We start from the raw sequence: 25718 nt of genomic DNA on the forward strand, positions 1-25718 counted from the left end.
CCCCTACCGGCGGTGGATCTGGCACAGGTGATGGTTGTTCGCCTGCAAGCAGGCTCCTACAAGCTGACGGGAGCCGGCGTGGCTATTTGCGCGCAAGGCGATGCTCGTCCTGGCTTCGCGGCCATGCCGGTGGCGTGCGAAGAACGTCCCCTTACCGTCCCGAATACACGGTCATCCCGGCCACAACGCAGCGGAGAGCCAGGATCACCGCCATCGGGCCAACCCGAGCCTCCGCCTCCCCAACGCATGAGACCCCGGATAACCGCTACCCGGTTTCCGGGATGGCACGTCCGGGGCTCGACGAGGGTCGCTACAGCGGATCGTCCAGCCAGCGGCGCAGGCCACCGCTGCGGCGGATCTGGCGCTGGCTGGCGCTGGTCAGGGTGCCCGCGCGCGGCTCCAGCAGGCTGAACCAGCGCCGGGCGCGGGTGATTGCGGTATAGGCGAGTTCGCGGGTCAGGATCGGGCTGTCCGCCTCCGGCAGGACCAGCGCGACGTGCTCGAACTCCGAGCCCTGCGCCTTGTGCACGGTCAATGCGAAGGCGGTCTCGACGGCCTCCAGGCGGTTGGGCAGCACCCAGCGCACCCGCTCCCCCGCGGTGAGGAAGGCGACCCGCAGCAGCGGGGCCTCCGCCACGTCCGCAGGCGGCTCCGGTTCGCCCCGCGCCAGCCACGCCGGCACTGCCAGGGCAATGCCGATATCACCGTTGATCAACCCCAGCGCATAGTCGTTGCGGGTCACAATCACCGGACGCCCCTCGAACCACGGGCCCCGCGCCCCGCTGCCGCCACCCCGAGGGCCATCCACCGCCAGCAGGCCCCGCGCCTGCAGCGCGGCAGTCACCCGGCGATTCAGCGTCTCCAGGCCCCACGGGCCACGACGTACCGCGCACAGCAACTGGAAGCGCGCGTGCGCTGCCAGCACATCACGTGCCCAGTCCTCCCAGGCGGCGCGCGCGGCCGGCGGCGCCGGGCGGGCCCCATCCAGACGCTGCAGATAGCCCGCATAGCCCACCGCGTCGCCCTCCGGCACGTCCGTACGCCCATCCACCGCGAGCCTCGCCAGGGCCGGGTCCTCGGGCCCGGCAAGGCTTATCTGCGACACGGCCGCATCGACCTCCAGCCGCTGGGGTGCGGCACCGCTGTTGACCGCGGCGGCCAGGCGGCCGATCCCGCTATCGGCACCAAAGCGGTGGCTCTCGCGCAGCATCACGATGTGCTGGTCCAGCACCTGCCCGCCGGCATCCTGCATGGCCCCCGGCACGCCGATGCCGGTAACGGCCTGCAGCCATTGCGCGGTCGCGGGCGTGTAATGCCCGCCACCGGCGCGGTGACACAGCTCACCCAGCACCGCGCCGGCCTCCACCGAGGCCAGCTGGTCGCGATCGCCGAGCAGGATCAGCCGCGCCGTGCGCGGCACCGCCGCGACCAGACTGGCCATCAGCTCGAGGTCGATCATCGAGGCCTCGTCCACCACCAGCACATCCAGCGCCAGCGGATTGCGCGCCCCATGGCGAAAGTGCCGGGTATCCGGCCGCGCCCCCAGCAGGCGATGCACGGTGACGACCTCGGCCGGCAACTGCCGGCGCAGCGCCGCCCCGTCCGGCAGCGTCTCCAGCCCCAGGCGATCCAGGGCCCCGCTGACCGAGGCATTCAGCCTGGCCGCGGCCTTTCCGGTCGGCGCCGCCAACCGGATGCGCAGCGGGTCCTCCACGCCCTGCAGCCCCTGCAATAGCGCCAGCAGCCGCAGCACGGTGGTCGTCTTGCCGGTCCCCGGCCCGCCGGTGATCACGCTGAAGCCGGAACCGGCCGCCAGCACACAGGCCAGGCGCTGCCAGTCGGGCGTTGCGGCGTCTCCCGGAGGTCCGAACAGCCAGTCCAGCCATGCCCGTGCCGCCCCCGGGTCCAGCGCCGTCTGCCAGGTCTCGCGGTCCGCGAGCCGCAGACGGATCGCCTGACCGATCCGGCGCTCCGCCTCCCAGTAGCGGCGCAGGTAGATCTGCTCCCCGGTACAGACCAGCGGCGTGCGCCCCACCGCCTCGGGACCGACCAGTGCACTGGCATGCAGGGCCTGCACCGCGGTGTCAGGCGTGACCCCCTGCAGCACCTGCGACGGCCGCGGTGGCGGACGCGCCCCCGTCTCTCCCTCCGGCGGCAGGGCCAGGGTGTCATCGGGGGCCTGGAACAGGGGCCCCAGTTCCAGGCAGACATGCCCGCGCCCGACCTGATGGCTGGCCAGGGCCGCCAGCAGCAGCGCCAGAGGCGCGGCATCCGGGGCCTGTTCGTGCAGGAAGCGCACCAGCGCCCGGTCCACGCCCCGCAACCACCCGGCGGCCTCCCAGTCGCCCAGCAGCACCAGCAGTGCCTCCACCGATCCCAGCGCGGGGCTGCGCACCGCCGCATTCATGCCGTCCCCTCCCGCACCGGACCCTCTTCGGCAAGACCGCCATGGGTCCGGCCGCTACGGGTCGGTCCGCCATGACTCATCCAGCGATCCAGCTGTTCGATCAGCGACCGCGGCGGACAGTGGTGGAACACGCCATGTCCCGGGGCATCCACGCCGCGCAGGAACAGGTACACGCCACCGCCCATGTGACGGTCGTAGTCGTAATCCGGCAGCCGCGCCTGCAATTGGCGATGCAGCGCCAGGGTGTAGAGCACCAGCTGCAGGTCATAGCGGTGCTCGAGTACCGCCGCGCGCAGCCGCTCCGCGCTGTAGGCCGTACCCGAGGTCCCCAGCCAGTTGGACTTGTAGTCCGCCACGTAATAGCGCCCCTCGTGCTCGAACACCAGATCGACAAAGCCTTTCAGCATGCCGTTCAGGGTCACATCCCCCAGCGCAGGCCGCGCGGCACCCGGCAGGACCCCGGCGCACACGGCTTGGTCCAGATCCGCCGCTTTCAGGTGCCGCGCCGGGTACAGAAACTCCAGTTCCGCCTGATAGCCGGCCAGACTGCCCAGAGTGAAGTGTCCGCCATCCTCCAGCGGGAACCCGGCCGTCAGCAGCTGCCCCATCCAGTCGCTGACAACCGCCGACCACTCCCCCCAGCCGCGCCGTTCGCAGCGGGCCGCCACCTCGCGCGCCAGGCGCTCGGGATGGGCCACCTGCGCCGCCAGGCCCTGCTGCGCGGCCCACTCCAGCAGTCCATGCAGGAAGGTACCGGGGCCCGGCCCGCGCGGAAACGCATGCAGGCCATGGGCCACGCCCGGCGCCCCCGGCTCCGGCGCAGCCTGCCCGGTATCCGCCACCCCCTCGCGCAGCACGTCCTCGCGTGCCGTACCCGGGGCGGCCGGCACCACACCGTCGTCATGGGCCGCGATGGCGCTGTAACTGGCCACCCACCAGTGCTCGAAGTCACGTGCCGGCGGCTCCCGCGCCGGCCCCGTGGCGACTGCGTCGCCCATCGCGCGCACACAGGTGGCATTGACCGCAGGCAACGAGCCGACCCGAACCGCCGGCTCGGCGCCCGCCGCGGCCTGCAGGGCCGCCTCCACCCCCCCCTCCTCTACCCCGTCCGGGCCCGCCAGCAGGTAACCGGCCGCCGTCTGCTGGAACTGGTTGCGCTTGCCGTTCCCGGAGACGACCGGCGCAATCCCCAGCCAGCAGGCGTAACGCGCCCGCGTCATGCCGACATACAGCAGCCGCAGGTCCTCCGCCAGCCGCTCGCGCTCGGCACGTTCATGGACCGCTTCATCCATCTGGAACACCCAGCGCGCCCCGCCCTGCGGCGGATGATCGCGCCAGGGTACGTCCTTTTTCTTGTCCGTCAGCCGGAAGCTGCAGGCAAACGGCAGGAACACCAGCGGGTACTCCAGGCCCTTGGACTTGTGCAGCGTCACCACCTTCACCAGATCCTCGTCGCTCTCCAGACGCAGGATCTGTTCCTCGCCGGTCTCACCGTCGTCGGCCCGGTGTTCCAGCAGATGCCGGATCAGGGCCTGCTCGCCATCCAGCTCCGCAGCCGCCTGCTGCAACAGCTCGCTCAGATGCAGCAGGTTGGTCAGCGCACGCTCGCCCTCGGCCGTGGCACGCAACCGGCGCGGCACCTCGAAGTCGTGCAGCAGTCGCCGCAGCATCGGCAATACCCCGCGCGACTGCCACAGGCGCCGGTAGTCGCGGAACTGCTCCACCCGCTTCTCCCAGGCCAGCTCGTCCACCGTCAGGCGGTGCAGCTCAGCCAGTGACTGTCCCAGCGTCGCGGTCGCCAGCGCCGCACGCAGCAGGCGTTCGCTGGTCGGCTCGGCACAGGCCCGCAACCAGCGCAGCAGATCCCCGGCCTCGGCGGTGACATACACCGACTCGCGATCCGACAGATAGACACTGCGTACCCCCCGCTGACGCAGTTCGGTACGGATCGCGTCGGCCTCGGCGCGGCCACGCACCAGTACCGCCATGTCGCGCGGGCGCAGCGGGGTCAGTGTCTGGTCCTTGCGAAAGCCGCAGGTCGCAGCCGCGCCGGCATTCAGCAGCTCCACCATGTAGCTGGCACAGGCCTGCGCCATGCGTTCGCGGTAGTGCCCCTTGGGCACCGGTTTGCCCGGGTCGTCGCACCACAGGGTCACGGCCGGCAGTGCCTGGCCGGCCTGCTCCAGAACCTCGTCGCGGCCATGGGCGCTCACCGCCACGAACGGCAGCGGGTTGTCGTCCCCGTCGCGGAACAGGAAGGCGCCATCCGCCCAGCCCTCCGCGTGCCGGAACAGCCGGTTCACGCCATCCACCAGGGCCCTGGTGGAGCGGAAATTGCGCTCCAGCGTGTAGTGGCGCCCGGCAGTGGCCGCGCGTGCCATCAGGTAGGTGTGGATATCGGCACCGCGAAAGCGATAGATCGACTGTTTCGGGTCGCCGATCAGCAGCACGCCGCGATCCCGCGGATTCGCGTCAATGCCGTAGACGCGCTGGAAGATCCGGTACTGCACCGGATCGGTGTCCTGGAACTCGTCCACCAGCGCGACCGGGAACTGGACACGCAAGGTCGCGGCCAGTTCCTCGCCGCCCGGCCCGTCGAGGGCATCGCGCAGCCGCGTCAGCAGGTCGTTGAAGCCCATCTGAGCGCGCCGCCACTGGGCCTGACGAAAGCCCGCGTCCACCTGGCGCGCCGCCGCCTGCAACAGGCGCTCGCGGTCATCCACACAGACCTCGGCGTGATCGTCCAACGCCACAAAGGCCGGGTGCAGATCCTCGGGCAGCGCCTGGCCATCCTTCAGCCGGTCGCGCATACCGGCCGCGCTCAAACGCTCCAGCACGGACTCCTTCCCGACACCCGCCGGCCGCAGGGCACCCGGGTCCTCGGCCCATTCGTGCATCACATTCAGCAACTTGTCCGGACTGGCATACTTGCGCCCGTTCAGCACGGTCCCGCGCAGGGCCTCGAACTGCTCGCGGATTGCCACGAAGTCCTCACGCCAGGGGCGTTTCATCGCCTCCAGTCGCGCCAGCTTGCGCCCCAGGGCGGCCTCCAGGCCTTCCGGGGTCTCAAGCTCCGCATCCGCCGCAGCTGCGGGCAGATGCCCGACCAGCGGCCGGATCTTCTGCAACAGGGTCTCCGGATCCGGCCCGAAGGCATTGCGCACCAGGACCAGCTGCGCCGGCGGCTGCGGATAGACGAAGCGGCGCCAGAAGTCGCGGGTCGCCTCGGCCAGCAGCTCCTGCTGATCGCTCGCCAGGTCCTGGGTGAACAGGCTCCCGCTGTCGAAGGCGTGCTCGCGCAGCATGCGGTAGCACCAGCCGTGGATGGTGGAGACGGCGGCCTCGTCCATCCATTCCGCCGCCAGCTCCAGCCGACGCGCGGCAGCCGCGCGTTCCGCCTCATGGTATTCACCCCGCAGCTGCGTATGGATGTCCTGCACCCCCGGGACCGTGTCCGGGTCCTGCGCGCGGAACACCCGCGCCGCAGTCGCCAGGGCCTCGCGGATACGGCTGCGCAGCTCCTGGGTCGCGGCATCGGTGAAGGTCATCACCAGGATCTGCGGCGGCATCAGCGCCCCGGCCCCCTCGGGCAATTCGCCGTGTCCCAGCACCAGGCGCAGATAAAGCGCGGCGATGGTGTAGGTCTTGCCAGTCCCGGCACTGGCCTCGATCAGGCGGCTGCCGTGCAGGGGAAGCCCCAGCAGGTCCAGCTCTTGGGCCCGGCTCGTCATGCCGCATCCTCCGTTCGGTTCAGCACCACGAACAGCGGCCGGTACAGGCGGTCGCACCAGAGCCCAAAATCGGGATCGTCCAGCAGGGTCTCCGGGTCCGGCCAGGCCCGGGCCAGCGCCGGGCTGCGCGACCACTCACCGGCCTTGAAATCGCTCCCGCGCAGGGCCCGCAGCGCAGCCTCCCGCGGGTCCTTGTCGGTGGCCTCGGCCACGAGCCAGGCAAAGCCGGCGCCGCAGGCCAGCGGCAGCGGCCGTTCCTGGCCCGCCACCCAGGCCTCCAGCAGGGTCGCCAGGAGCTCCTCGGCCAGGCCGGCCTCCAGGCCCGGCAGTTGCAGCCGCGTATCCAGCGCGACCAGCTCGGAGCCGACACCACCCTCGCCCGCATTGGCCAGCAGATGCAGTACCCAGGGCGCCATCAACTTGCCGAATCGCCAGGACTTGCCGTCGGCGATGCGGCTGGCGCTGTAGTCAAGGCAAATCCGTGCGTGCCCGTTCCCGCGCAGCGCGGGCGGCACGGCCTCCAGGCTCCAGTGCGCGCACTCCAGCCGCAGGGGGCGCCCCACGGGCAGCATGTCCGGATATTCGGCCTGGCGCGCCGCGATCCGGTCCAGCAGCCGCGCAGCCTCGTCCACCATCGCACCCCGTTCCAGCTCGCCGGCCGCCCCCAGTGGCAAGCGGCCGGCACGCTGCAGGCGTGCCGACTCCGTCTCCAGGACCCCCGGCCAGGCGGACGCATCGTCTGCGGTTTGCAAAGCGGTCGCGACCAGGTGCTGGCGCACCTGCCACTGCTCCAGCCCGGCCAGCCCGAACGGCTCCAGGTCATCGCTGGGGGCCTCTTCTTCGTCGAAGAACACCCCCAGCCGGTGTCGGAAGAAGGCCTCCACCGGGAAACGCAGAAACCGCGCCAGGGTCTCGGGGGCCACCGCGCAGGGCTCGCGCTCCGCCTCCAGCAGCGGCACCGGGGCGCCCGCGGCTTCAATCGGTACGGGCGCTTCCGGCGCCGGGGCATGCACCGCCTCCCACTCGCGCGCGAAGGTGTAATGCCGCGCAACGTCGGAACCTGGCGGGAAGTTCAGCGGCGAAAACGGCTGCAGCGGATGTTCGAGGGTCAGGTGGCGCACCAGCGCCTGCCCCGGATCGGCCGCCCCGGCATCAGGCCCGGTGTCGGATCCGGCATCGGTCCCCGCCGCGGCCGCACCATCGGCGACGGATGCCGCCAGAGTCCAGCCGGCGGCCAGGTGGTCGCGCAGCTGACCCACCAGCACCGACGGCGGCCGCGGCTCGTTGTCACGTACATGCCGGCCCACCCAGCTCACATGCAACTGGCGCCGCGCCGAGAGCAGGGCCTCCAGGAACAGGTAACGGTCGTCCTCGCGCCGCGAGCGATCGCCCGGGCGGTAGTCCTGCGCCATCAGGTCGAAGTCCACCGGTGTCGGGCTGCGCGGGTAGTCACCGTCGTTCATGCCCAGCAGGCACACCACCTGGAACGGGATCGCCCGCATCGGCATCAGGGTGCAGAAGTTCACCGAACCGGCAAGAAAACGCTGCCCCACGCCGGAATCGTCCTGACTGGCCAGCCACTGCTCGCGCACCACCGCCAGCGGCAACGGCTCCTCCAGTGCGGCCGCGGCGCAATCCTCGCGCCACTGCTCCAGCGCATCGCGCAGCTTCTCCACCGTCTCCAGCTCGGCATCGGTGTCCGGGTCAAAGAAATCCGCCAGCAGGCCGGCCAGACGGCTGGCCCAATCCCCCGGCGCATGGGGCTCGCGCAGCCATGCCCAGGCCGTCTCCAGCGCTGTAATCAGGGACTCCAGCGGGCCCAACAACGCCGCATCGATCCCGCCAATCTCGTCAAATGGTTCGATATCCTGCCAGGGGCCCTGGTCCCCCAGCGCATAGCCCAGCAGCATGCGCCGCAGGCCAAAGCGCCAGGTGTTCTGGTCCAGCCCCTCGGGCAGGCCCAGCCCGGCGCGCTGTGCGGCCGCCAGCCCCCAGCGCACGCCCGCGCCCTCGGCCCAGCGGTGCAGCCGCACCAGGTCCTCCTCGGCGATCCCGAAGCGCCGGCGCAGTGCCGGGACATCCAGCAGATCCAGCAGTTCGCCGACGCCCATGCGGCTCTCCGGCAACCCCAGCAACTGCTCCAGTGCGATCAGCACCGGGTCGCGCCCGCGCGAGCCCTGATCGGACAGGGTGTAGGGGATGTAGCGCGGGTCGTGGCGGTCCGGCTGACCGAATACCGCCTCGATATGCGGGGCGTACTGGTCGATATCCGGGACCATCACGATCACGTCGCGCGGGCGCAGCGCCGGATCGCGCTGGAAGTGGTCCAGCAGGCGGTCGTGCAGCAGCTCCACCTCGCGCAGCGGGCTATGGGCGACATGGAACTGCAGGGAACGGTCGCCCCGCCCGACCGGTGGCCAGGCCTCACGGGTCTCGGCCAACGGGCGCAGGGCGCGGATGTCATCCTGTAGCTGGTGCAGCAGACAGTCCCCGGGGCCGCGTTCCCCGTGCTCTTCGAACACGTCGACCCGCTCCCGCGGCCAGTCCACTGCGCCCAGCACGCGATCGTAGCGCGCCGGATCGTCGTGCTCATCCAGCAGGCCGATGTAGTCACGGCCCTGCTTGCCCCAGGCCGCCAGGAGCGGATGGGCATGGTTATGCTGGTCCGCCGCATCCAGGGCCTCGGGCATCCCCTCCTTGCGAGCCTGGCGCCGGCGCTGCGCCCGCAGCAGGTCCTTGTCGGCGACGATGTCGGCCCAGTAGTACTGACAGGGGTTGTGCACGCACACCAGCACCTGACAGAAGCGCGCCAGCCCTTCCAGTGCCTCCAGGATCTGCCCTGGCAGGGACGAAATGCCGAACACGATGATCCGCCGCGGCAACCCGGCCGGGCGCGCCTCCAGCGTGCGCACCGCCTCCCGATAGCGCGCATGCACCGCGGCGCGACTGCCCCCCTCATGCGCCGGCCCGATATCGGCCTGCAGCAGACGCCACAGCTCCGCCTGCCAGCGCTGCCCCGGCGCCAGGACGCGCGTCTGCCCGCGGGCGTCGCGCAGGATGTCCTGCCCGGCCGCCCAGTCCATCAACCAGTCGGCCCGGTATACCTGGTACTGGTCAAACAGGTCGGCCAGGCGTTCGGCCAACTGGAAACGCTTGCGCAGGTCACCACCCTGTCCGGGGTCATCGTCCTGCAGGAAGCGGTGCAACGGGGCAAACGCCTCGCCCTGCAGGCATTCCGGCAACAGCCGCATCAGGCGCCAGGTCAACGGGCGCTTGGCGTAGGGCGACTCCAGCGGCACTGCTTCCGCCCCCAGTACCGCGCGATAGGCCGACCACACAAAGCGCGACGGCAACTGCATATCCAGCGCTGCCGCGATCCCGCAACCCGGCGGTGTCGCATCCTGCGGCGCGGCCAGCGCCAGACGCAGCCACTGCGCCATGCCATTGCTCTGCACCAGGATCGTCTCGTTCTCCAGCGGTGCCAGCGGGGCCCGGCGAATCCATTCCACCGCGAGGCTGCGCAACGACTCCAGATGGTTCCCGTGCAGCACCACCATCCCCGGCTGCAATTGCTCCGATTCCACCCTTCCCCCAAGTCCCGCGAAAACCGATCCCTACCCTACCACCCCGCGGCGCGACACCCACCGCACCGACACCTGTTCCGACACGCCGCTTCCTTGCGCAGAAGCCTGACCAACGTGGGTGACCGTCAAAGGTAACGTCTGGCCAGGAACCTCACGGCCCCCAGCGTGGTCGTCAGTGCGAGATGCAGCGTGAATTTCCCCTTCTTCCAGGAGCGGGAATGCATCGTTATCACCGGCTTCTCCGGTAACGTGAATCCCGCGGGTTGGCATTGGCGAACGGGCACACCCGCCGAACAAACATCCAATCCATTCGGGCAACACCTGCGTCCCCCACGTCGCAACCGACAAGGAGATCGACATGGAAGCCACACTGAAGGAAGGAACGGTCACCCTGAAGATCGACAAGAAGACCGCCAAGGCCATCGCCGACAACATCACCGAACTCAACGGCGAAATCAGCAATGGCGCGCGGGCCCTCGGCTCCGTGCTGCAAGAAGGCGTCTACGAACTGGAAAACGAATTCCGCCAGCCCCCGCACGCCTTCGACGAAAACGCCCCCAGGCAGCCCTCCATCGAGGACTGACCCCGCAACGCCGCACCCCGGCACATAACCCCAACGGCGAACACAAGGAGCACAACATGCACCTGGAAAAAGCGGAAAACGGCGAACTCGTCATCACCATGCCCGAGGCCGAGGCCGCCGACGCCCTGGCCACTCTCAAAAAGCGCGCCGCCGATCTCGACGAATGCGAGGACCTCACCGAGGCCCTGGAAAGCGCCGGCGTCCAGCCCCCGGAGACCCCCGACCACATCCGCCACGAATACATGCCACCCGCCGATTACTAACCCCAGCCCCCGCGGCCCCGTAGGAGCCTGCTCGCAGGCGAACCATCACCTGTGCCACATCCAACCGCCGGCAGGGGCTTCGCCTGCAAGCAGGCTCCTACGGGGTTGGGTCACTGTGTGTGCCAGGCTGAACGTTGGCGGGACCGGGCTGTTTCGCGAGGGGGTCATAGACACCGGGCTCGTTCCCATATTTTTGCGGGGACTTTGCTCCACAAGCTGAACGGGCCCGCCTTGAAACCGTTTCGCCGCAACGCGTCGCAGCACTCCCTACGCGCGCGCAGGAAGCTCCGCACGCCCTGGGAACTAATCCCGCCCGGTTCCATCTCGACCGTCACCTGGGGGACGTAGACAAACGATGCACGATGCAACAAGTACGCTCGCAGCATCATGTCGAAATCCGATGCAATCGTGTATTCAAGCGAATACGGCCCCCATCGCAACAACGAATTACGCCGCACCAGCCAGGTCGGATGGGGTGGCATCCAGCCCTTCTTCAACGCGGCCGGCGTCCATCGCTGCGCTCCGTAGATGCGCGAAACCCGAGCGCCATCCTCCAGCCCGCGGTAGACGAGATCGGAAAAAGCGGTGTCGGCACCCGCTTGTTCAATCGCCTGCACCAGCGTACGCAGGGCATCCGGCGCGGCAAAACGGTCGCCTGCATTCAGGTGCATCAACAACGGGCCTCGCGCCAGCGAGACCCCCTTGTTCATCGCGTCGTAGATCCCCCGGTCAGGCTCCGATACCAGATGGGTGATCTGGCCCTGGGCTTGCTGGAGCACATCCAGGGTGCCGTCCTCCGATGCCCCGTCGATGACAATGTGTTCAATCGCGGGGTAATCCTGCTGGCGCAGGGATTCGAGCGTGACGCACATGCCCTGGGCATGGTTTCGCACCACCGTCACGATGGAAACAAGGGGATCAGCGCTCATTTACGGGAATGCCATCGCCACCGAAAGACTCGGCCGGTGATCGCCCTGACGACCACATTCAGCCCCCACACAAGCACAAGATCCGCCCGTGGCTCGCCCACGGCCTGACGAAACAGGCGCGCCTGCAACCGGCGATACTCCCACCAGCCGACAGGGCGTCGCCGCCGCCCCCGCATAATCTCACCTGTTGCACCGGACTCACGCAGCACATTCAACTCCACGGGCCTTACATCCAGCGGCCATCGCTGTTCCACATCATCCAGAGCGAGTTGTGACAGCACCGGACCCTGCACACGCCCCTCCGCAGATTTGCTTCCCTGTAAATCAATCGTCACCTCCTCCGGCCACGCGCCCCCTGTCATGGCGTGCAGCGACCGGGGCTCCATCTGCCCCCAGATGTCGTATCGCAGAGCCTCTCGACATGCGCTATGCATCCGGTCTTCGCTTTCAGCCCCCATCAGCGTGAGCGGCACATCAAAGCGGCGAGATGCCATGCGCACATGCGTCCCAGCATCTCCGTGGTTCGACGAGCGGGAACGGTACGGGTACAGCACATACCGCCCGGAATCGACCAGATAGGCCGCAAAAAGGCGTTTCCAGGAGCTGGCAGGCCAGTCGCGCATGACCGCCGGCAATTCCCCCGCCGCTCCCGCAACGTTCGATCCGTCCTCAAGCCAGGCGCGAAACGCCCGCCACTGGGCGGCTGTCCAGGCCTGCCCCCAGGAACACGGTACCTGCATCAGAAAGGCCGGAAACCCCGTATCCACCGGCTCGAACGGGAGCCCGTTCACCTCATTGATGTGCGGCGCATACAAAGCCACCTGAGCGATATCGGATACGGCACCCGACACCCGGAGCGCCTGCAGCGCATACCGCATGAAGCCGCGGGCCACCACCAGGTCATCCTCGAGCATGACCACCGCCCCGAAATCCTGGCTCAGATCACCGCAAGCCAGCACATGCTCGCGCAAACCCAGCCGATTGCTCTGAATCCTCACATCCTTCGGGCCAGAACGCCATACAAAGGCACGGGCTCGCTCGATCACCCCCGGGCTTCCGCCACCATCAATGCTGATCACCAGCGGGGTACCCTCGGGACAGTCCGTATCGGCCAGAGACCGCAGCAGCCGGTCCAGACTGCGCACCCGTCGATGGGCCAGCACCACAATGGCCGGATTCAGTGCCGCTTCCCTCCCCGCGGTGGGCTCGTTCTCGTTCACAAACGTTTTCCCCTGGCAAACGCCCGATGCGCCAGCGCGGCCACCATGCCGGACGCCCCGAAGTAGCGCCACACTGCACGGTACTTGTCCAGCCTTTTGCGCAGGGAAACACGGCCCGACATGCCGCCCCCCTCAAAACAGGCGACCGGAAAGTCAACCGCCTCGAACCGCACACCCTGGTGAAACAGTCGTGCCACCAGCTCGTAATCCGCGTACACCGGGAAGCGCTCATCGTAGGAGAGCTGCTTTTGCAGCAGGCGACGATTGAACACCATCGACTGATGGCACCCGAAGATCACTCCGCGTCTGAGCGCTCCTGCGACATCCTGTGGACGATAGAGCCTGTCCTTGATGCGGACGGCCCCATAGACCACGCCAGCCTGCCCGCGCGCCCGGAGCTGCAAGCGTTCGAGCACATCCGGCGCCGCAAAGGTATCCCCCGCATTCATGAAGACCACCCAGTCCCCGTTCACGGCGGCGAGGCCCCGGTTCATGCCGTCGAAAGGCCCGTCATCGGGCTGAGACGACCACTGCGTCTCGGGAAACGCCTTCAGAACATCCAGCGTGGCATCCGTCGAACCGCCATCCACAACGACAGATTCCAGCCGCACCCCCTCCTGTGACCAGACCGACGCCAGGGTCCGCTGCAAACCGTCTGCGTGGTTGCGCACCACCGAAATAACGGACACGAGCGGCCGATCACTGCCGGCATCGTGGGCGCCCGATCCCTCTGCCGCCCCCATCCTCACCCACCCTGCCGGACAAGTGCCGCGAATCGGGGCTCACGTTCCTCCAACTCGGCGAAACTGCCCTCGGCCACCACGGCGCCCTGATCCAGCAACAGGATGCGGTCGCACTCGCGCACCGTACTCAGGCGATGTGCCACCATCAGCACCGTCTTCGGCCCGGCCAGTGCATAAATGGATTCCATCACCGCCGCTTCGGTCACCGTATCCAGCGCACTGGTCGCCTCATCAAAAATCAGGATGGGCGGATCGTGATACAGGGCCCGGGCAATCCCCAGGCGCTGGCGCTGGCCGCCGGAAAGCCGCACACCACGCTCACCCACGCGGCTATCGAACCCCTGTGGCAACTCGTTGCGAACAAACCCCTCGATCTGAGCCATGCGGGCGGCCTTCACCACCCGCTCCATGTCGATCCGATCCGGCTCCACACCAAACGCAATGTTTTCCGCAACAGACCCATCGGACAGGAAGATCTCCTGCGGCACATAACCAATGGCCGCCTGCCAGTCGCGCAGCGTCTGTTCGGAGGAATAGACTGAAACGCCATCCACCCGAATCGCACCCGCCTGTGGCCGCAACAAACCCAGGATCACGTCCACCAGCGTGGTCTTGCCGGCCCCGCTTCCCCCGACAATGCCGATCGACTCCCCGGTATGGAGGATCGCGTTGACTCCTTCCAGGGCAGCCCGACTGGTCCCCGGATAACGGTACGTCAGTCCCTGCATCTCGATGACCGCCTGCGGACGCAACGGCGTCTGCGAACGCTGAATGATCTCGGCACCTGAGCTGCGCAGGACCAGATCATCGTGCAGTGCGTCAATCAGCGCAGAACTGAACCGTAACTGCGAAAACCCGGCGTAGACCCGCTGCGCCGCCGGCAGGATGCGATACCCCGCAAACGCATACAGTCCGAGAATCGGCAGGAGTTCGTTCACCGGCCGCGCCGACGCGCCCCCATGCAGGACCATCAATGCCAGGGTGAGCGCAATCACCCCGCCAAAAGCGATGGCCTCGACGGCGAACTTCGGGATCTCGCCCAGGGTGTTCAGGAACGCCTGATGACTCGATTGTCGCATCGACGGACCCCGAAAACGCTTCAGGTACGCCTCTTCATACCCCAGCAGCTTGATCTCCTTGATCCCCGCCAACGCCTCGGCGGCCGCGACGAAACGCTCTCCGTTGGCCCTGGCACGATCCTGCCCCGCGTGCTGAAGCGCGCGGCGGGCGAAAACATAGATCAGGGCATACAAACCACCCATCAGCCCCACCACCACCACTGCCAGCAGCGGATCCACCACCACCAGCAGCACGACCATCGCCAGCACAACCATCCCGTATGCCACGATCTGCATACCGGGCCGGAACACATAGTGGGCAATCTGATCCACCTCGGAGAGGATCGTCTTTGACAGGTCCCCCGAGTGACGGTCCAGAAAGAACGGATAAGGCTGGCGCAGATAGGTATCCAGCAAACGCTCGCTCATCGCATGCCGGCGCATCTCCACAAACCGATTCATCGCATACACGGTCAACGAACGAAAAAGCGTGGACACCAGCACCAGCGCAAACGCACCCCCCCCCAGAAACAGCAAAAAGGCATCGACCGACACAAAGCCCATGCCGTCGAACACAGCCCGCAGCAAGGGCTGCGTATGCACCAGATCGGGATCACCCAGAACCGCGAGAAACGGGAGGATGGAAGCAACCCCCAGCGTCTCCAGCGCGGCCATGCCGACCACCATGATCAGCACCAGGGCGCCCCGGCGTCGTTCGCGCGCACTGAAGAGCTCCAGGGTCTTGCGAAAAGTCGACATCCACACATCTCGTTACCGTCCAGGCCACATGGTATCGACGCACACCCGGCAAGTCTCCAGCGGCACCAGGACGGGGCACTCGGGTTCAGGCGTCCCCCCCGCCGCACCCCCGATCGCCACGACGAACCAACGCGCCGGATCGCTCCGGCCCGGCTTGCCATGGCCGTGATCGGCCGGTGCCGGACAGCAGCGGGTCCGTACCCCTCTCACCCATCACACAAACGCACACCCGCGGTGATATCGCCGTCCCCTGCCGCGCCACCTGTGCCCCCCTCCCGCCACAAACCCAACGCTTGCATCCCGCCGGTCACATGTTCTAGAAAAGGTATGGCACATACTGCCGATCGATAACCCCAAGGAGACGCGAACCATGAAAACGACTGAGAAAAAAGCTTCCGTCCAGCTCGACACCCGCCAATTGCTGGGATTCCGCCTCGCCCACACCGATGCAACCACCTCCGCCGTTGGCGCCAAAATCGGCGAAGGCAAACCCTTAACCGTCTCTGCGCCGGGCGCCAAGATCGGCGAATTGAAAGATTGAACGCCTTCTCCGAAGGCAGACTGCCATCAGACCCCGCAGGAGACTTGATCCCATGAAAACGACCGATAGAAATGCCACCGTCCAACTGGATACCCGCCAATTGCTGGGATTCCGCCTCGCCCACGCGAATGCCCCCACCTCCGCCGTTGGCGCCAAAATCGGCGATGTCAAACCGGAAGTAATAACCTCCGCTCCGGGGGCGAAGATCGGTATGGGAAAAACATAGGAACCCGTCGGGTTTGAACGATCGTCGCAAGCGTGGATCAGGAGACCCAGGCATTTTCCTCAGCCTCCGAAGGCAATTGGTCGTGTTGATGCACCAGGAGGGAGAGCGGAAACAGAACTGCTCTTCTGATCTCGCGCGGGCGACTCACCCCCGATCCGACACTCTCCTGGATCCGTATTTTCCTTGCTGGAACCGTGCAGCAATTAATACGATCCAGGCGGACTAAAAGGGCTGAGCCATTCTCAACCGACGCCCCGGGACGTCACGCCCCCCTCTGTTAAATCGGGGGCAGCCGTTCTTCCCGGGGCCTGCCTCACGTCCCGTTAGCGGGGCCAATACCAGCCAAAGCGACCTCCCACGGAGCCACCTGTGTCGATTCCTACCGACTTCGCACCCGATCGCCAACGCGCCCGGGCACTGGATCAGCGCATGCACGCCGAACTTGGCCGCAGCGTGCGGCTGGTGGTGGATGCATGCCGGGATCGATTAGCACTGGATTACGACGCGCTCGACACGCTCTGCTCCACGCTCGAGGCAGGCGTCACTCATCCGCCAACCACATTTGCGTTCTACTACGACGCGGTGACGGCCTTGCTGGAGGAAGACGAAGCTCGCGCGGCCCGTTTCCTCGATGCGCTCGCGCAACAACAGCCGCTTTCCTCCACCCAGGAAGTTGGAGCCCTGGACAACGGTTCGCGGGGGCAATGTTACCGCGAGCGCATGACTGCCGAGATGAGTACCGGCCTGAGTCTGCACACCCCGGACCCGGACACCACCCGCAACTTTATCGACTGTTACCGGGCCGCGATGGACCTCCTCCGGCAGACCGCACGCCCACTGGCCGACGAAATCCAGTCGATCGTGCATGACGTGATCGCCGTAACGGGCGGCCCGGATGATGAAGGCGAATTCCACGGAGGCTCCCATTACCAGCTCTGGGGCGCGCTATTTCTGAATGCCCAGCTGCACAACACCCGCATCGCAATGGCCGAAGTGCTGGCGCATGAAAGCGCCCACAGTCTGTTGTTCGGCTTCTGTACCCATGAGCCGCTCACGCTCAACGAAGACTCGGAACACTACCCCTCCCCCTTGCGCTCCGATCTGCGCCCCATGGATGGTATCTATCACGCGACCTTCGTTTCGGCTCGCATGCACTGGGCCATGAACCAGCTCCTGCAGTCACCGCTTATATCCGAACAGGAACGTGATCAGGCACAGGCCGCCGTGGCGCGAGACCGGGAGCATTTCGAGGCCGGATATTTCGTGGTGGCCCAGCATGGAAAACTCACGACACTGGGCGACAGCTTGATGAAGAATGCCCGGCACTACATGGACGTTGTTGCCCATCCATGATCATTCTGTTTACCACGCGCACGCACAACACCACGCATCGCATCCTTGAAAAACATCCCGGCATTGATTTTCGCTGGATGTCGTACGAACGGCTTCTGCGCACCCGGAGCCTGCGACGCGCCACCTATATCTTTTCCGACCTTGACCGGTTGCATTTCTGGGATCTGGAGTGCATCGCCAACATCTACCGGGTCCTGCGTGAACAAGGTGCACGGGTACTCAACGACCCCGCCCTGCACCGTTCCCGCTATCAGTTCCTCCGGCACCTGAATGCAAAAGGCATCAACGACTTCAACGTCTGGATGGCCGACGAAACCCCGCCGCTCAGTGCCTATCCGGTATTCCTGCGCACCGACTCCGCCCATCGCGGACCGCTCACCGAACTGATACAGGACCCGGACGCCCTCGAAACCGCCATCGAACAGCAGCTGCGTCGGGGTACACCAAGACGCGAACTGTTGATCGTCCAGTACGCCGCCGAACCCATCCAGCCGGGCCTGTACCGAAAACTCAGTGCCTACCGTATTGCCGATCGCATCATCGGTGCACCCTGCGCACATCAGCCAGACTGGGTCGCCAAATACGGACGCCGCGGTGCGGCAACAGAAGAGCTGTACCAGGAGGAGTACAGGATGATCACGGAGCAGACCCACGTGCAGGCCATACAGCCTGCATTCGAAGCGTCACAGATCGAATACGGACGTGCGGATTTCGCCTTCGTCCAGGGGCGCCCGCAGACCTACGAAATCAACACCAACCCCACTTTCCGCACCCTGAAAACGCACCCATCCAGGATTCGTCTCGAGGCATTTGATCGCTTCCTGGACAACCTCGTGGACGCCCTGTCCCGCGTCGACACGCCATCCAGAGGCCCTCGCTACACCATCCCCGACGCGCGCTCGTGGAAAACCTGGATCGGCGACCTGTACCGAACCCGCAATATCAGCCGCTGGCCCCGCACCCCCTGATGCCCCCGTAGGAGCCTGCTCGCAGGCGAACGCCCGCCACCTCTGCCAGATATCCACCGCGAGCAGGGGCTTCGCCGCCAAGGCGGCTCTTACAAAACCAATCCATCCCGCACAGCCCGTGTAGGAGCGGCCTTGCAGGCGAAGCCCCTGCCAAACGCCGAAAACCACCCATCGCTGCACAGAATTCAACTCCGAATACGATCCCCGGCACCCCGCCCCGTCACAGTCAGCAGAATGAAGCGGAAATAGTCACGCAAGGTCAGCGATGCCAGCATCTGCGCATCCACGGTGGCCAGTTTGACCGGATCCGACATGTCGATCCCGTTCACCTGCGCCAGCCCGGTAATGCCCGGCCGTGCATCAAAGACGCTACGCCGATCGCGCTCCGCCACCAGTTCGGTCTGGTTGGGCAGGCAGGGCCGCGGCCCCACCAGGCTCATCTCGCCCTTGAGCACATTCCACAACTGCGGCAGCTCGTCCAGCTTGGTCCGGCGCAGGAAGTGCCCGAACCGCGTCACCGCCGATGCCTCGGCCAGATGCGTCGCCACCGAGGCCGTATCCGGCCGCATGGTGCGAAACTTCACCAGCGTGAATGGCCGCCGGTGGCGCCCTACCCGCTCCTGCCGGAACAGGGGCGAGCCCGTGTCCCGCCAGCCCAGCAGCAGAAGTAACAACATCACCGGCGCCGTCGCCACCAGCCCCACGGCCGACAACACCACATCCAGAAATCGAATCAAAATGCTTCCCACATGCCAACCAATAACGACCGCCTCCGTCGAGGAGACGCCCCAGCCAGAGCCAGAACCGCCCACCCCGCACGGCCCCTGTAGGAACCTGCTCGCAGGCGGACAACCACCGCCTGTTCCAGATCCACCGCCGGCAGGGGCTTCGCCGCCAGGGCGGCTCCTACAGGGCTACCCCATCCCACATGCCCCGGAGGAGCCTGCTTGCAGGCGAAGCCCCTGCCGAAGCCCGAGAACCGCCCAGCCTACCCAACCAACGGCGCGACCGCCCGCCGCAGGCCCTCGTCCACACTCACCGAAGGCTCCCAGCCGAGCGTCTCGCGCGTATGCGAAATATCCACCTGCAGCGAATCCAACAGCCGCCGCGCCATCTCGCCGCTACCCGGCGCAGCAGATCGGTGGTGGAAGGATCCTCCCCATCCCCCGCCAGCACCACCGAGTCACCGGCGGAAGCGGCGCCCACCACCATAAGTTCCCAGTGCACCGGCGACTACCCCCGCACCGAACGCACGCCCGCCTGGCGCCGCATCCCCACAGAAACCTGCGGTGTGCAGGAATCCGCAGCGGTCACACGCCCACCTTCGACCGGATCACAACCCATCACAGAGTTCCTTAAGGCTCTGCGGAACCGCCCCCTGGCCCCGGATCTCCGCGGCCTCCGCTTCGGTGATCCGGGGTGCAATCGCCACGTACTCGACATTCCAGCCCTGATAGGCCTTGTGGGCGCTCAGGAACCGGCCCGCCGCAGCCACCAAAGTCGGAATGGACCTGGCCAGCTTCTCGCCCTGGCGTTTGCAGGAGCCGAACCGAATAGCGCTCTGATCCTCCGAGACCGCCACCAAATCAATCTCCACGTCCGAGCGATCCCAGTACCCCCGAATCCGTTCGGACAACGCAAAGTCGCCCAGTCCCAGGCGACTGCGCTCCTCATAAAGCTGCGCCACCAGATCCTCCAGGGCATAACCTTCAACCTCGCGCAAACGCTCATCGGCCTGCGACACGAGCATGTCCATCGGCCGAAAGGCCGAGGCCGAAACCGGCTTCTGCAGCGCAGACAGCCACGCGCGCAGGAAATTGTCGCGAATGTAGTAGCGCCCGCTGCGAGCCTTCGGTCGCGCAAAGATCGGCAGTCGTCGCTCGATCATCCGGTACCGCTCGCTGAGGATCTTCAGATGCCCGCCCACCTGTCGTGCCTCTCCCGGGCCGGAGACCTCCGCCAGATGGGCCTCGATCGCCGCGTTGTTGCAACCGGGATGCGATGCCAGAAACTGCAGCACCATGTCGTAGCGCCCCCGCAGCTCGCGCAGGAACCAGTTATCCGCTTCGTTACGCAGCGGCGACGAACTGGAGAAGAACAGCTTGCGCAGCACCGTCTCGCGATCCGCATCCAGCACAGCCTGCTCATAGGCATCCCGGTAGAACTTCGGCACCCCCTCGAACAGGTTCCAGAGGAAGAGCAGGCGTTCGGGGTCCTCGTCCGCATGTGCGCGCAGAATCTCCAGCACCGACCCGATATCCAGATGCCCCAGCTCGAGCGTGTCCGTGGCCCGATTGAACAGCGGCGCCTGCCGGTCATCCAGCAGCGCCGTCATCTCTGCATGCAGCGACCCCAGCACAATCAATCCGCCGGGCACCTGCCCCGCCCGAGCGCTCAGCCGGTCCACCTCCGCCTGCAGGAGCGAGCAGAAGTCGAACAGCGGCTTGCGATGGAAGTACTGGAACTCATCCAGCGCTACCACATACCCCGACTCCGCCAGACTCGCGATCAAGCGGGCCAGCTCGCCCAGGCTATGGACACGCTCCTCCAGCCCGAACGTCTCCAGGTAGCCGTTGCAAGCCGCCACCACCCCCGCCGGGTCCGAATCCGGAATCTGGATGTACAGCGTCTTCGAAACACCGGCCGCCTGCAGCGCCTGCTGAATCAAGGTCGTCTTGCCAATCCGGCGCCGCCCCGAAATCTGCAGAAAAAACCAGCGCCTCCGGGACAGAATCTCCTGCAACTGGCCCAGCTCCGTATGCCGGCCGTAAAACGCCCACTCCCCGGATCCCGCCACACAGACACCTTAAGGTAAAAGTCATTACCTTAACCTACGCCGATCCTTTCGCCTCATCAACACAGTCACTTACGCGCCACCCCACCACACAGTTGAGTCCACCAGCAGGCGGCCAGTCCCCGGGCGATTGGATGTTGGACAGGCCCCATCGGCCAGAGGCTCGCCTCCTACACCGACTGCCGCCCCCTGTGGGAGCGGGCTCGCCCGCGAAGCCCCCGCCAAAGCCCCGACCAGTCTTGTCATCGCCACCAGACTCATCCAGAATCGTCAGCGGAGGCTTTGTTGGCGGCGACGCTGGCATTGCCTTTTTATTGCCCGCTTATTGAATCGCGTTCTTCTCGCGGCCGCAGATCGTCGATGACCGCGAAACTCCACAGCGGGTAGCGCTGATCACCGTCTTCGCGCAGAGTCCTGAACCGCAAGTCACAAACCCTTTCCGCCAGCCCCGACAATTCGCTCCGTGCCGAACGCGTCATGGTACCGACGCGAACACCCCAGGCCACCAGGTACGCCACAATGTCCGCCAACTGAACCGCTGTCGTCAGATGGCTGTGAACAAAAAACGGCTCTGGTATCACTCGGGCCGCACGCATCCGCCCCTTGGCAGTCTCCCGGAAATACTGAGCCATTTGCCCTAGCAGGATATGGGCCTGCACCTTCTCAAGCTCATCGAACACCACCACACCCATCGCACTCTCGGCCTGCTCTTCAAGAAAGTGGTAGTAGCGCTCGAACAGGTAAGCGTAATCTTTGCGCAGAAGCTGCCCCTCCGGCCGCGGAGCCTCGCAATCCACGATGCTCGCAAACGTACGCACGCGGTAACGCGCACAAATCTCCAGCAAGTGCCCCACGAAGGCGATCTTCGCCTGAGCCAAGGCCGTAAGCTCTTCCTTGATGGGACCGGTTGCACCGGCATCCTCACGACGCTGCCTCGCCCCCTTTTCAAGACACGCACGCGCCAATGCGGCCCTTCGCTCCGGCGGGATCGATTCCATCTGTCCCGCCAAGCGGAACGTCTTTCGCTTCAGCAGCTTCTTGCCCTTGAGCTCCAGCTCATCCGGCGAGATCCGCTGGCCGAAGAAAGTCCTTTCCGCATCCTGTACTTCACAGACCCGGTTCCAGAGATCCCGATCCTCCACACACACGCCGGCCAACACTTCATAGGGAGAATGCCTGCGGTCCTGGCCGCTTTCATCCATGAACAGCATAAAGCTCACGCCGCGTACCTCCTCTGTAACGGGGTCAGGTATCCATTCCTGCCCGCCTTGAGACCAACAATCCCCCGTAAATCTCCAGGTGAGCATCCATCACTTTGTCGATCGCGAACTCCCGCCCCGCCGGCGCCCGCCCGGCACGCCCCACGGCCTGTCACCATTCCGGGTCTTCCACAAGCGCCTGCACCGCCGCGGCCACAAACTCCTCCACACTCTAGTAGTGCCTCAACGAACGCACTGCGACCACCACGATCGCCCCTCAATCTGCAACGACACACAAGGAGCGCAGCCCCCTGCGCGATCAACCTGTAGGAGGCCAGCCCCCTGGCCGATTGGATGTTGGACAGGCCCCATCGGCCAGAGGCTCGCCTCCTACACCGACTGCCGCCCCCTGTGGGAGCGGGCTCGCCCGCGAAGCCCCCGCCGCCGCGATACCGACACGCGGTCAATGCGCCGCCACCCAATTCTCCACCTGCAGCCCGGATACACGCTCGAATTCACGTCCGTTATTCGTTACCAGTACGGCCCCAATGGCCCGAGCATGCGCTGCGATCAACAGGTCGTTTGCACCAATCGGAGTACCCACACGTTCCAGCTCGGCACGGATGTCGCCGTAATGTTCGGCCGCATCTTCCGGCCAGTCGCACACCCTCGCAAAAGCCAGAAAGCGCTCCAGTGCAGCCTCGCTACGTTCCCTCTGACTTGACCGGCGAACCCCATACCGCAATTCCGCCAGAACGACAGCAGAAAGGCCCACGTCCCCAACTGGGACACCACGCAGGCGCGCGTGCACCTCCGGCGGTCGGCGTTTCATGATGTAGATACAGATGTTCGTATCCAGCATGTAACGCATAGATCACAACGCTTCGCGATCCTGCGCCACGCGATCCTCGATCGAATCGGGAAAGTCATCCGGCAGGGTCTCTCCAGCCCCCTGGAAATAATCATCCCAGGACCTCGGCTTGGCGCGCAGAATCAATGCATCCCCACGCTTCTCAATCACCACTTCATCCGCATCGAACGCAAAACCCTTGGGCAGCCGAACTGCCTGGCTGCGTCCATTCCGGAACAAACTCGCCGTGCGCCGCTTCATCGCCAAGCCCCACATGTTTTGCATATGCCTAAAGCATATCCTCAACCCAATCGCATTCCAAGGCCCCGCTGCCCCTATCTACGCCAGCCCTCCTGTAGAAGGCCAGCCTCTGGCCGAATGGCTGTTGGTCAGGCCCAATCAGCCAGAGGCCGACCTCCCACACCCCATGCTCCCCCTGTGGGAGCGGGCTCGCCCGCGAAGCCCCCGCCAAAGCCGGAAAAACCACCAACCCTACCCAACCAACGGCGCGACCGCCCGCCGCAGGCCCTCGTCCACACTCACCGAAGGCTCCCAGCCGAGCGTCTCGCGCGTGTGCGAAATATCCACCTGCAGCGAATCCAGCAACCGCCGCGCCATCTCGCCGCGCCCCACCGCACGCGCCCCGGCCCGCAACAGCCCAGGCGGCACCGGCAGCAGCCGCGCGTGCCGATCCATCGCCGCCGCCACCCGGCGCAACAGATCAGTGGTGGAGAGATCCTCCCCGTCCCCGGCCAGAAACACCCGGTTTGCCGCCGCCGGATGCTCCAGGCAGGTCACCAGCAAATCCACCAGGTTATCCAGCCCCACCAGCGAGCGCCGGTTCCGCGTCACCGCACCCAGCGGCAACGGCACACCTCGCGCCACCCATTCCATCAACTTGCCAAAATTGCCGGGAGCGTCCGGCCCATAGACGAGCGGGGGACGAACGATGACCACTTCCATCCCCGTCTCTTTACTCACGTCAACGAGGGCCTGCTCCGCCTCCCACTTGGAAACGGCATAGTCGTCTTCCGGGGCCGGCTCATCATCAAAACGCAAAGGGCGCTCGCTGGAGCGCCCCGACACCCCAATCGAACTCACGAACACCAATCGCGTCACGCCCGCGTGCGCCGCCTGCCGCGCCAGCGCCAGCGTGCCCTCCACGTTGGTGCGACGGTACTCCTTCAGCGCATCGGCCGAGTGCTCGTGCAGCACATGCGCGCGCGCCGCCGCATGCACCACGGCCTCCACACCCCGTAGCGCGCCGCTCCAATCCGCTTCCGGGCCAAGCGTCGGCGTTACCGCCAGCTCCGCATCCTCCGGCACCGACGCGTCGCGCCGACACCCTGCGACCGGCACCCAACGACCGCCCACAGCCAGCCGCTGCACCACCGCGCCGCCCACAAAGCCCGTCGCACCCGTTACCAGCACCCGCTGCATCATTCGTTCAACACCCCATCATCACCAGGACCTGACGCATCGGGGCGACCGCGGGCAGCCTGGTGGCAAGGTGAGGCCGTTTTTCGGTCCCGCGTGAGGGGAAAAGCGGTTCAGTTCAGGCCGCGAGCCCATCACCATCTCAAGTCCCGGCCATCTCAAGTCACGCTCCATGCGGCGAATGCAACCAACCCAAACGCCGCGCCAGGGTCGGCCACCGATTCCGCACGGCCGCCCGCCCTGTCTGATGCACAAAGCACCACACACTGCGCAACAACGGCAGCCGTTCCAGCTCTCGGTAGACCCGCCACGTGTAGCCCGCCGTCATCAACTTGTTGGAAGAAACGGAGCCCGAGCGCACCGTGTACCGAACCAACGGCTCATTCAGTCCGTAGCCACACTCCGTTTGCCTTAACAATCGCAACCACAGGCCATAATCCTGACGCCGGGCGATCAGCGGCATCTCTACCTTTCCGAAATACCGTGTGTCATACATCGCCGTGGAACAACCTACGTAATTCGTCTTCAACAGCTCCCTGTATACGACCCGCTCCGGCACCCCCGCCGCAAACAACCGTCGGCCCTGCTCATCGAAGCGCTCCATCGCCGTAAAACTGAACACCACGCCCCGTTCCATCAGCGCCACCTGCCGCATCAGCTTCTCGGGCGCCCAGGCATCATCGCTGTCCAGAAACGCGATATACCGCCCCCGCGCCGCGCGAATACCGAAGTTACGGGCCACCGCCGGTCCACTCTCCCGGTTCAGCTGCAAAACCTGGATGCGCGCATCCCCCGCTGCCAACCTCTCCACGCGCGCCACCGACGCATCCCTGGAGGCATCGTCCACCACCAGCAGCTCCCAGTCCGTAAAGGACTGCGCCTGCACCGAACGCACCCCCGTCTCCACCCGATCCGCAGCATTGCGTAACGGCATCACCACCGACACCAGCGGCACGGACGAATCCACCGTGGTCACCCAGCCACCTCCAGCGTGCACCGGAGCCAGCGGCCTGACAGAAAAAGCGGATCATGGGCCATCACGGGGTCTTCAAGACTTTCACATGTACGATAGG

Annotated in this window: 20 protein-coding genes and 1 pseudogene; 6 read left to right on the top strand and 15 right to left on the bottom strand. The window is 66.2% G+C overall.

Features of this window, described 5'->3' with window-relative positions:
- Window positions 1-310: 310 nt before the first annotated feature.
- The 3 genes from recD to recC are packed head-to-tail and all read right to left on the bottom strand — an operon-like array spanning window position 311 to window position 9695.
- Complete coding sequence (gene recD / locus G332_RS0108530; RefSeq protein WP_019626577.1) at window positions 311-2407, bottom strand: exodeoxyribonuclease V subunit alpha; 2097 nt, start codon at window positions 2405-2407, stop codon at window positions 311-313.
- The gene (gene recB / locus G332_RS0108535; RefSeq protein ID WP_019626578.1) at window positions 2404-6138 is read right to left on the bottom strand and encodes an exodeoxyribonuclease V subunit beta; all 3735 of its coding nucleotides are present in this window, start codon (window positions 6136-6138) and stop codon (window positions 2404-2406) included. The genes recD and recB overlap by 4 nt, the downstream gene beginning before the upstream one ends.
- The gene (gene recC, locus G332_RS0108540; protein ID WP_026340722.1) at window positions 6135-9695 is read right to left on the bottom strand and encodes an exodeoxyribonuclease V subunit gamma; all 3561 of its coding nucleotides are present in this window, start codon (window positions 9693-9695) and stop codon (window positions 6135-6137) included. The genes recB and recC overlap by 4 nt, the downstream gene beginning before the upstream one ends.
- Before the next feature lie 385 nt (window positions 9696-10080).
- Between recC and G332_RS0108545 the strand changes: the two genes are divergently transcribed.
- Together G332_RS0108545 and G332_RS0108550 are read left to right on the top strand one after the other, a co-directional pair.
- The gene (locus G332_RS0108545) at window positions 10081-10305 is read left to right on the top strand and encodes a hypothetical protein (RefSeq protein ID WP_019626580.1); all 225 of its coding nucleotides are present in this window, start codon (window positions 10081-10083) and stop codon (window positions 10303-10305) included.
- A gap of 56 nt (window positions 10306-10361) precedes the next feature.
- Entirely contained in the window at window positions 10362-10568 is a 207-nt protein-coding gene (locus tag G332_RS0108550) for a hypothetical protein (protein ID WP_019626581.1), read from the top strand.
- A 164-nt stretch (window positions 10569-10732) separates the two neighbouring features.
- Here the strand turns inward: G332_RS0108550 and G332_RS12800 are convergent, their stop codons facing one another.
- From G332_RS12800 to G332_RS0108570, 4 genes are read right to left on the bottom strand one after another with little or no spacing between them, the layout of a single operon-like run.
- Window positions 10733-11497, bottom strand: a complete 765-nt coding sequence (locus G332_RS12800; protein ID WP_019626582.1) for a glycosyltransferase family 2 protein — start codon at window positions 11495-11497, stop codon at window positions 10733-10735.
- The gene (locus tag G332_RS0108560) at window positions 11494-12717 is read right to left on the bottom strand and encodes a hypothetical protein (protein ID WP_019626583.1); all 1224 of its coding nucleotides are present in this window, start codon (window positions 12715-12717) and stop codon (window positions 11494-11496) included. The genes G332_RS12800 and G332_RS0108560 overlap by 4 nt, the downstream gene beginning before the upstream one ends.
- Window positions 12714-13460 carry a glycosyltransferase family 2 protein gene (locus G332_RS12805; RefSeq protein WP_019626584.1) on the bottom strand — a complete coding sequence of 249 codons (747 nt, stop codon included), beginning with the start codon at window positions 13458-13460 and terminating at the stop codon, window positions 12714-12716. The genes G332_RS0108560 and G332_RS12805 overlap by 4 nt, the downstream gene beginning before the upstream one ends.
- A 2-nt stretch (window positions 13461-13462) precedes the next feature.
- Window positions 13463-15277 (bottom strand): ABC transporter ATP-binding protein, encoded by a 1815-nt coding sequence (locus G332_RS0108570; protein ID WP_019626585.1) that lies wholly within the window; start codon window positions 15275-15277, stop codon window positions 13463-13465.
- A 370-nt stretch (window positions 15278-15647) separates the two neighbouring features.
- Between G332_RS0108570 and G332_RS13685 the strand changes: the two genes are divergently transcribed.
- The 4 genes from G332_RS13685 (at window position 15648) to G332_RS0108585 (ending at window position 18365) form a co-directional block, all read left to right on the top strand.
- The gene (locus G332_RS13685; protein WP_019626586.1) at window positions 15648-15818 is read left to right on the top strand and encodes a hypothetical protein; all 171 of its coding nucleotides are present in this window, start codon (window positions 15648-15650) and stop codon (window positions 15816-15818) included.
- 52 nt (window positions 15819-15870) lie between these two features.
- Complete coding sequence (locus G332_RS13690; protein ID WP_196800056.1) at window positions 15871-16044, top strand: hypothetical protein; 174 nt, start codon at window positions 15871-15873, stop codon at window positions 16042-16044.
- Window positions 16045-16413: 369 nt separating this feature from the next.
- Entirely contained in the window at window positions 16414-17397 is a 984-nt protein-coding gene (locus tag G332_RS0108580) for an HEXXH motif domain-containing protein (protein WP_019626587.1), read from the top strand.
- Window positions 17394-18365, top strand: a complete 972-nt coding sequence (locus tag G332_RS0108585) for a hypothetical protein (protein WP_019626588.1) — start codon at window positions 17394-17396, stop codon at window positions 18363-18365. The genes G332_RS0108580 and G332_RS0108585 overlap by 4 nt, the downstream gene beginning before the upstream one ends.
- 185 nt (window positions 18366-18550) lie before the next feature.
- Here G332_RS0108585 and G332_RS0108590 read toward each other — a convergent pair whose 3' ends face one another.
- The 8 genes and pseudogenes from G332_RS0108590 to G332_RS0108625 all read right to left on the bottom strand — a co-directional run bounded on the left by G332_RS0108590 (window position 18551) and on the right by G332_RS0108625 (window position 25579).
- Complete coding sequence (locus G332_RS0108590) at window positions 18551-19102, bottom strand: sugar transferase (protein ID WP_019626589.1); 552 nt, start codon at window positions 19100-19102, stop codon at window positions 18551-18553.
- Between the two features lie 251 nt (window positions 19103-19353).
- Window positions 19354-19559 (bottom strand): annotated as a pseudogene (locus tag G332_RS13300) (hypothetical protein); the annotation flags it as partial.
- Window positions 19560-19698: 139 nt separating this feature from the next.
- Window positions 19699-21108: a DUF234 domain-containing protein gene (locus tag G332_RS0108600; protein ID WP_019626591.1), complete on the bottom strand. Its 1410-nt coding sequence runs from the start codon at window positions 21106-21108 to the stop codon at window positions 19699-19701.
- A gap of 362 nt (window positions 21109-21470) precedes the next feature.
- On the bottom strand, window positions 21471-22370 hold the full coding sequence (locus G332_RS0108605) for a DUF3800 domain-containing protein (RefSeq protein ID WP_019626592.1): 900 nt from the start codon (window positions 22368-22370) through the stop codon (window positions 21471-21473).
- 451 nt (window positions 22371-22821) lie between these two features.
- A complete protein-coding gene (locus G332_RS0108610) occupies window positions 22822-23229 on the bottom strand; it encodes a type II toxin-antitoxin system VapC family toxin (protein WP_019626593.1) in 408 nt (135 codons plus the stop codon).
- 3 nt (window positions 23230-23232) lie between these two features.
- On the bottom strand, window positions 23233-23469 hold the full coding sequence (locus G332_RS0108615; protein ID WP_018862252.1) for an AbrB/MazE/SpoVT family DNA-binding domain-containing protein: 237 nt from the start codon (window positions 23467-23469) through the stop codon (window positions 23233-23235).
- Window positions 23470-23700: 231 nt separating this feature from the next.
- Complete coding sequence (locus G332_RS0108620; protein WP_038059637.1) at window positions 23701-24651, bottom strand: NAD-dependent epimerase/dehydratase family protein; 951 nt, start codon at window positions 24649-24651, stop codon at window positions 23701-23703.
- Window positions 24652-24808: 157 nt separating this feature from the next.
- Window positions 24809-25579: a glycosyltransferase family 2 protein gene (locus G332_RS0108625; protein ID WP_026340725.1), complete on the bottom strand. Its 771-nt coding sequence runs from the start codon at window positions 25577-25579 to the stop codon at window positions 24809-24811.
- Between the last annotated feature and the right edge of the window lie 139 nt (window positions 25580-25718).

This window comes from Thioalkalivibrio sp. ALJT (assembly GCF_000381825.1).
GTDB lineage: Bacteria > Pseudomonadota > Gammaproteobacteria > Ectothiorhodospirales > Ectothiorhodospiraceae > Thioalkalivibrio.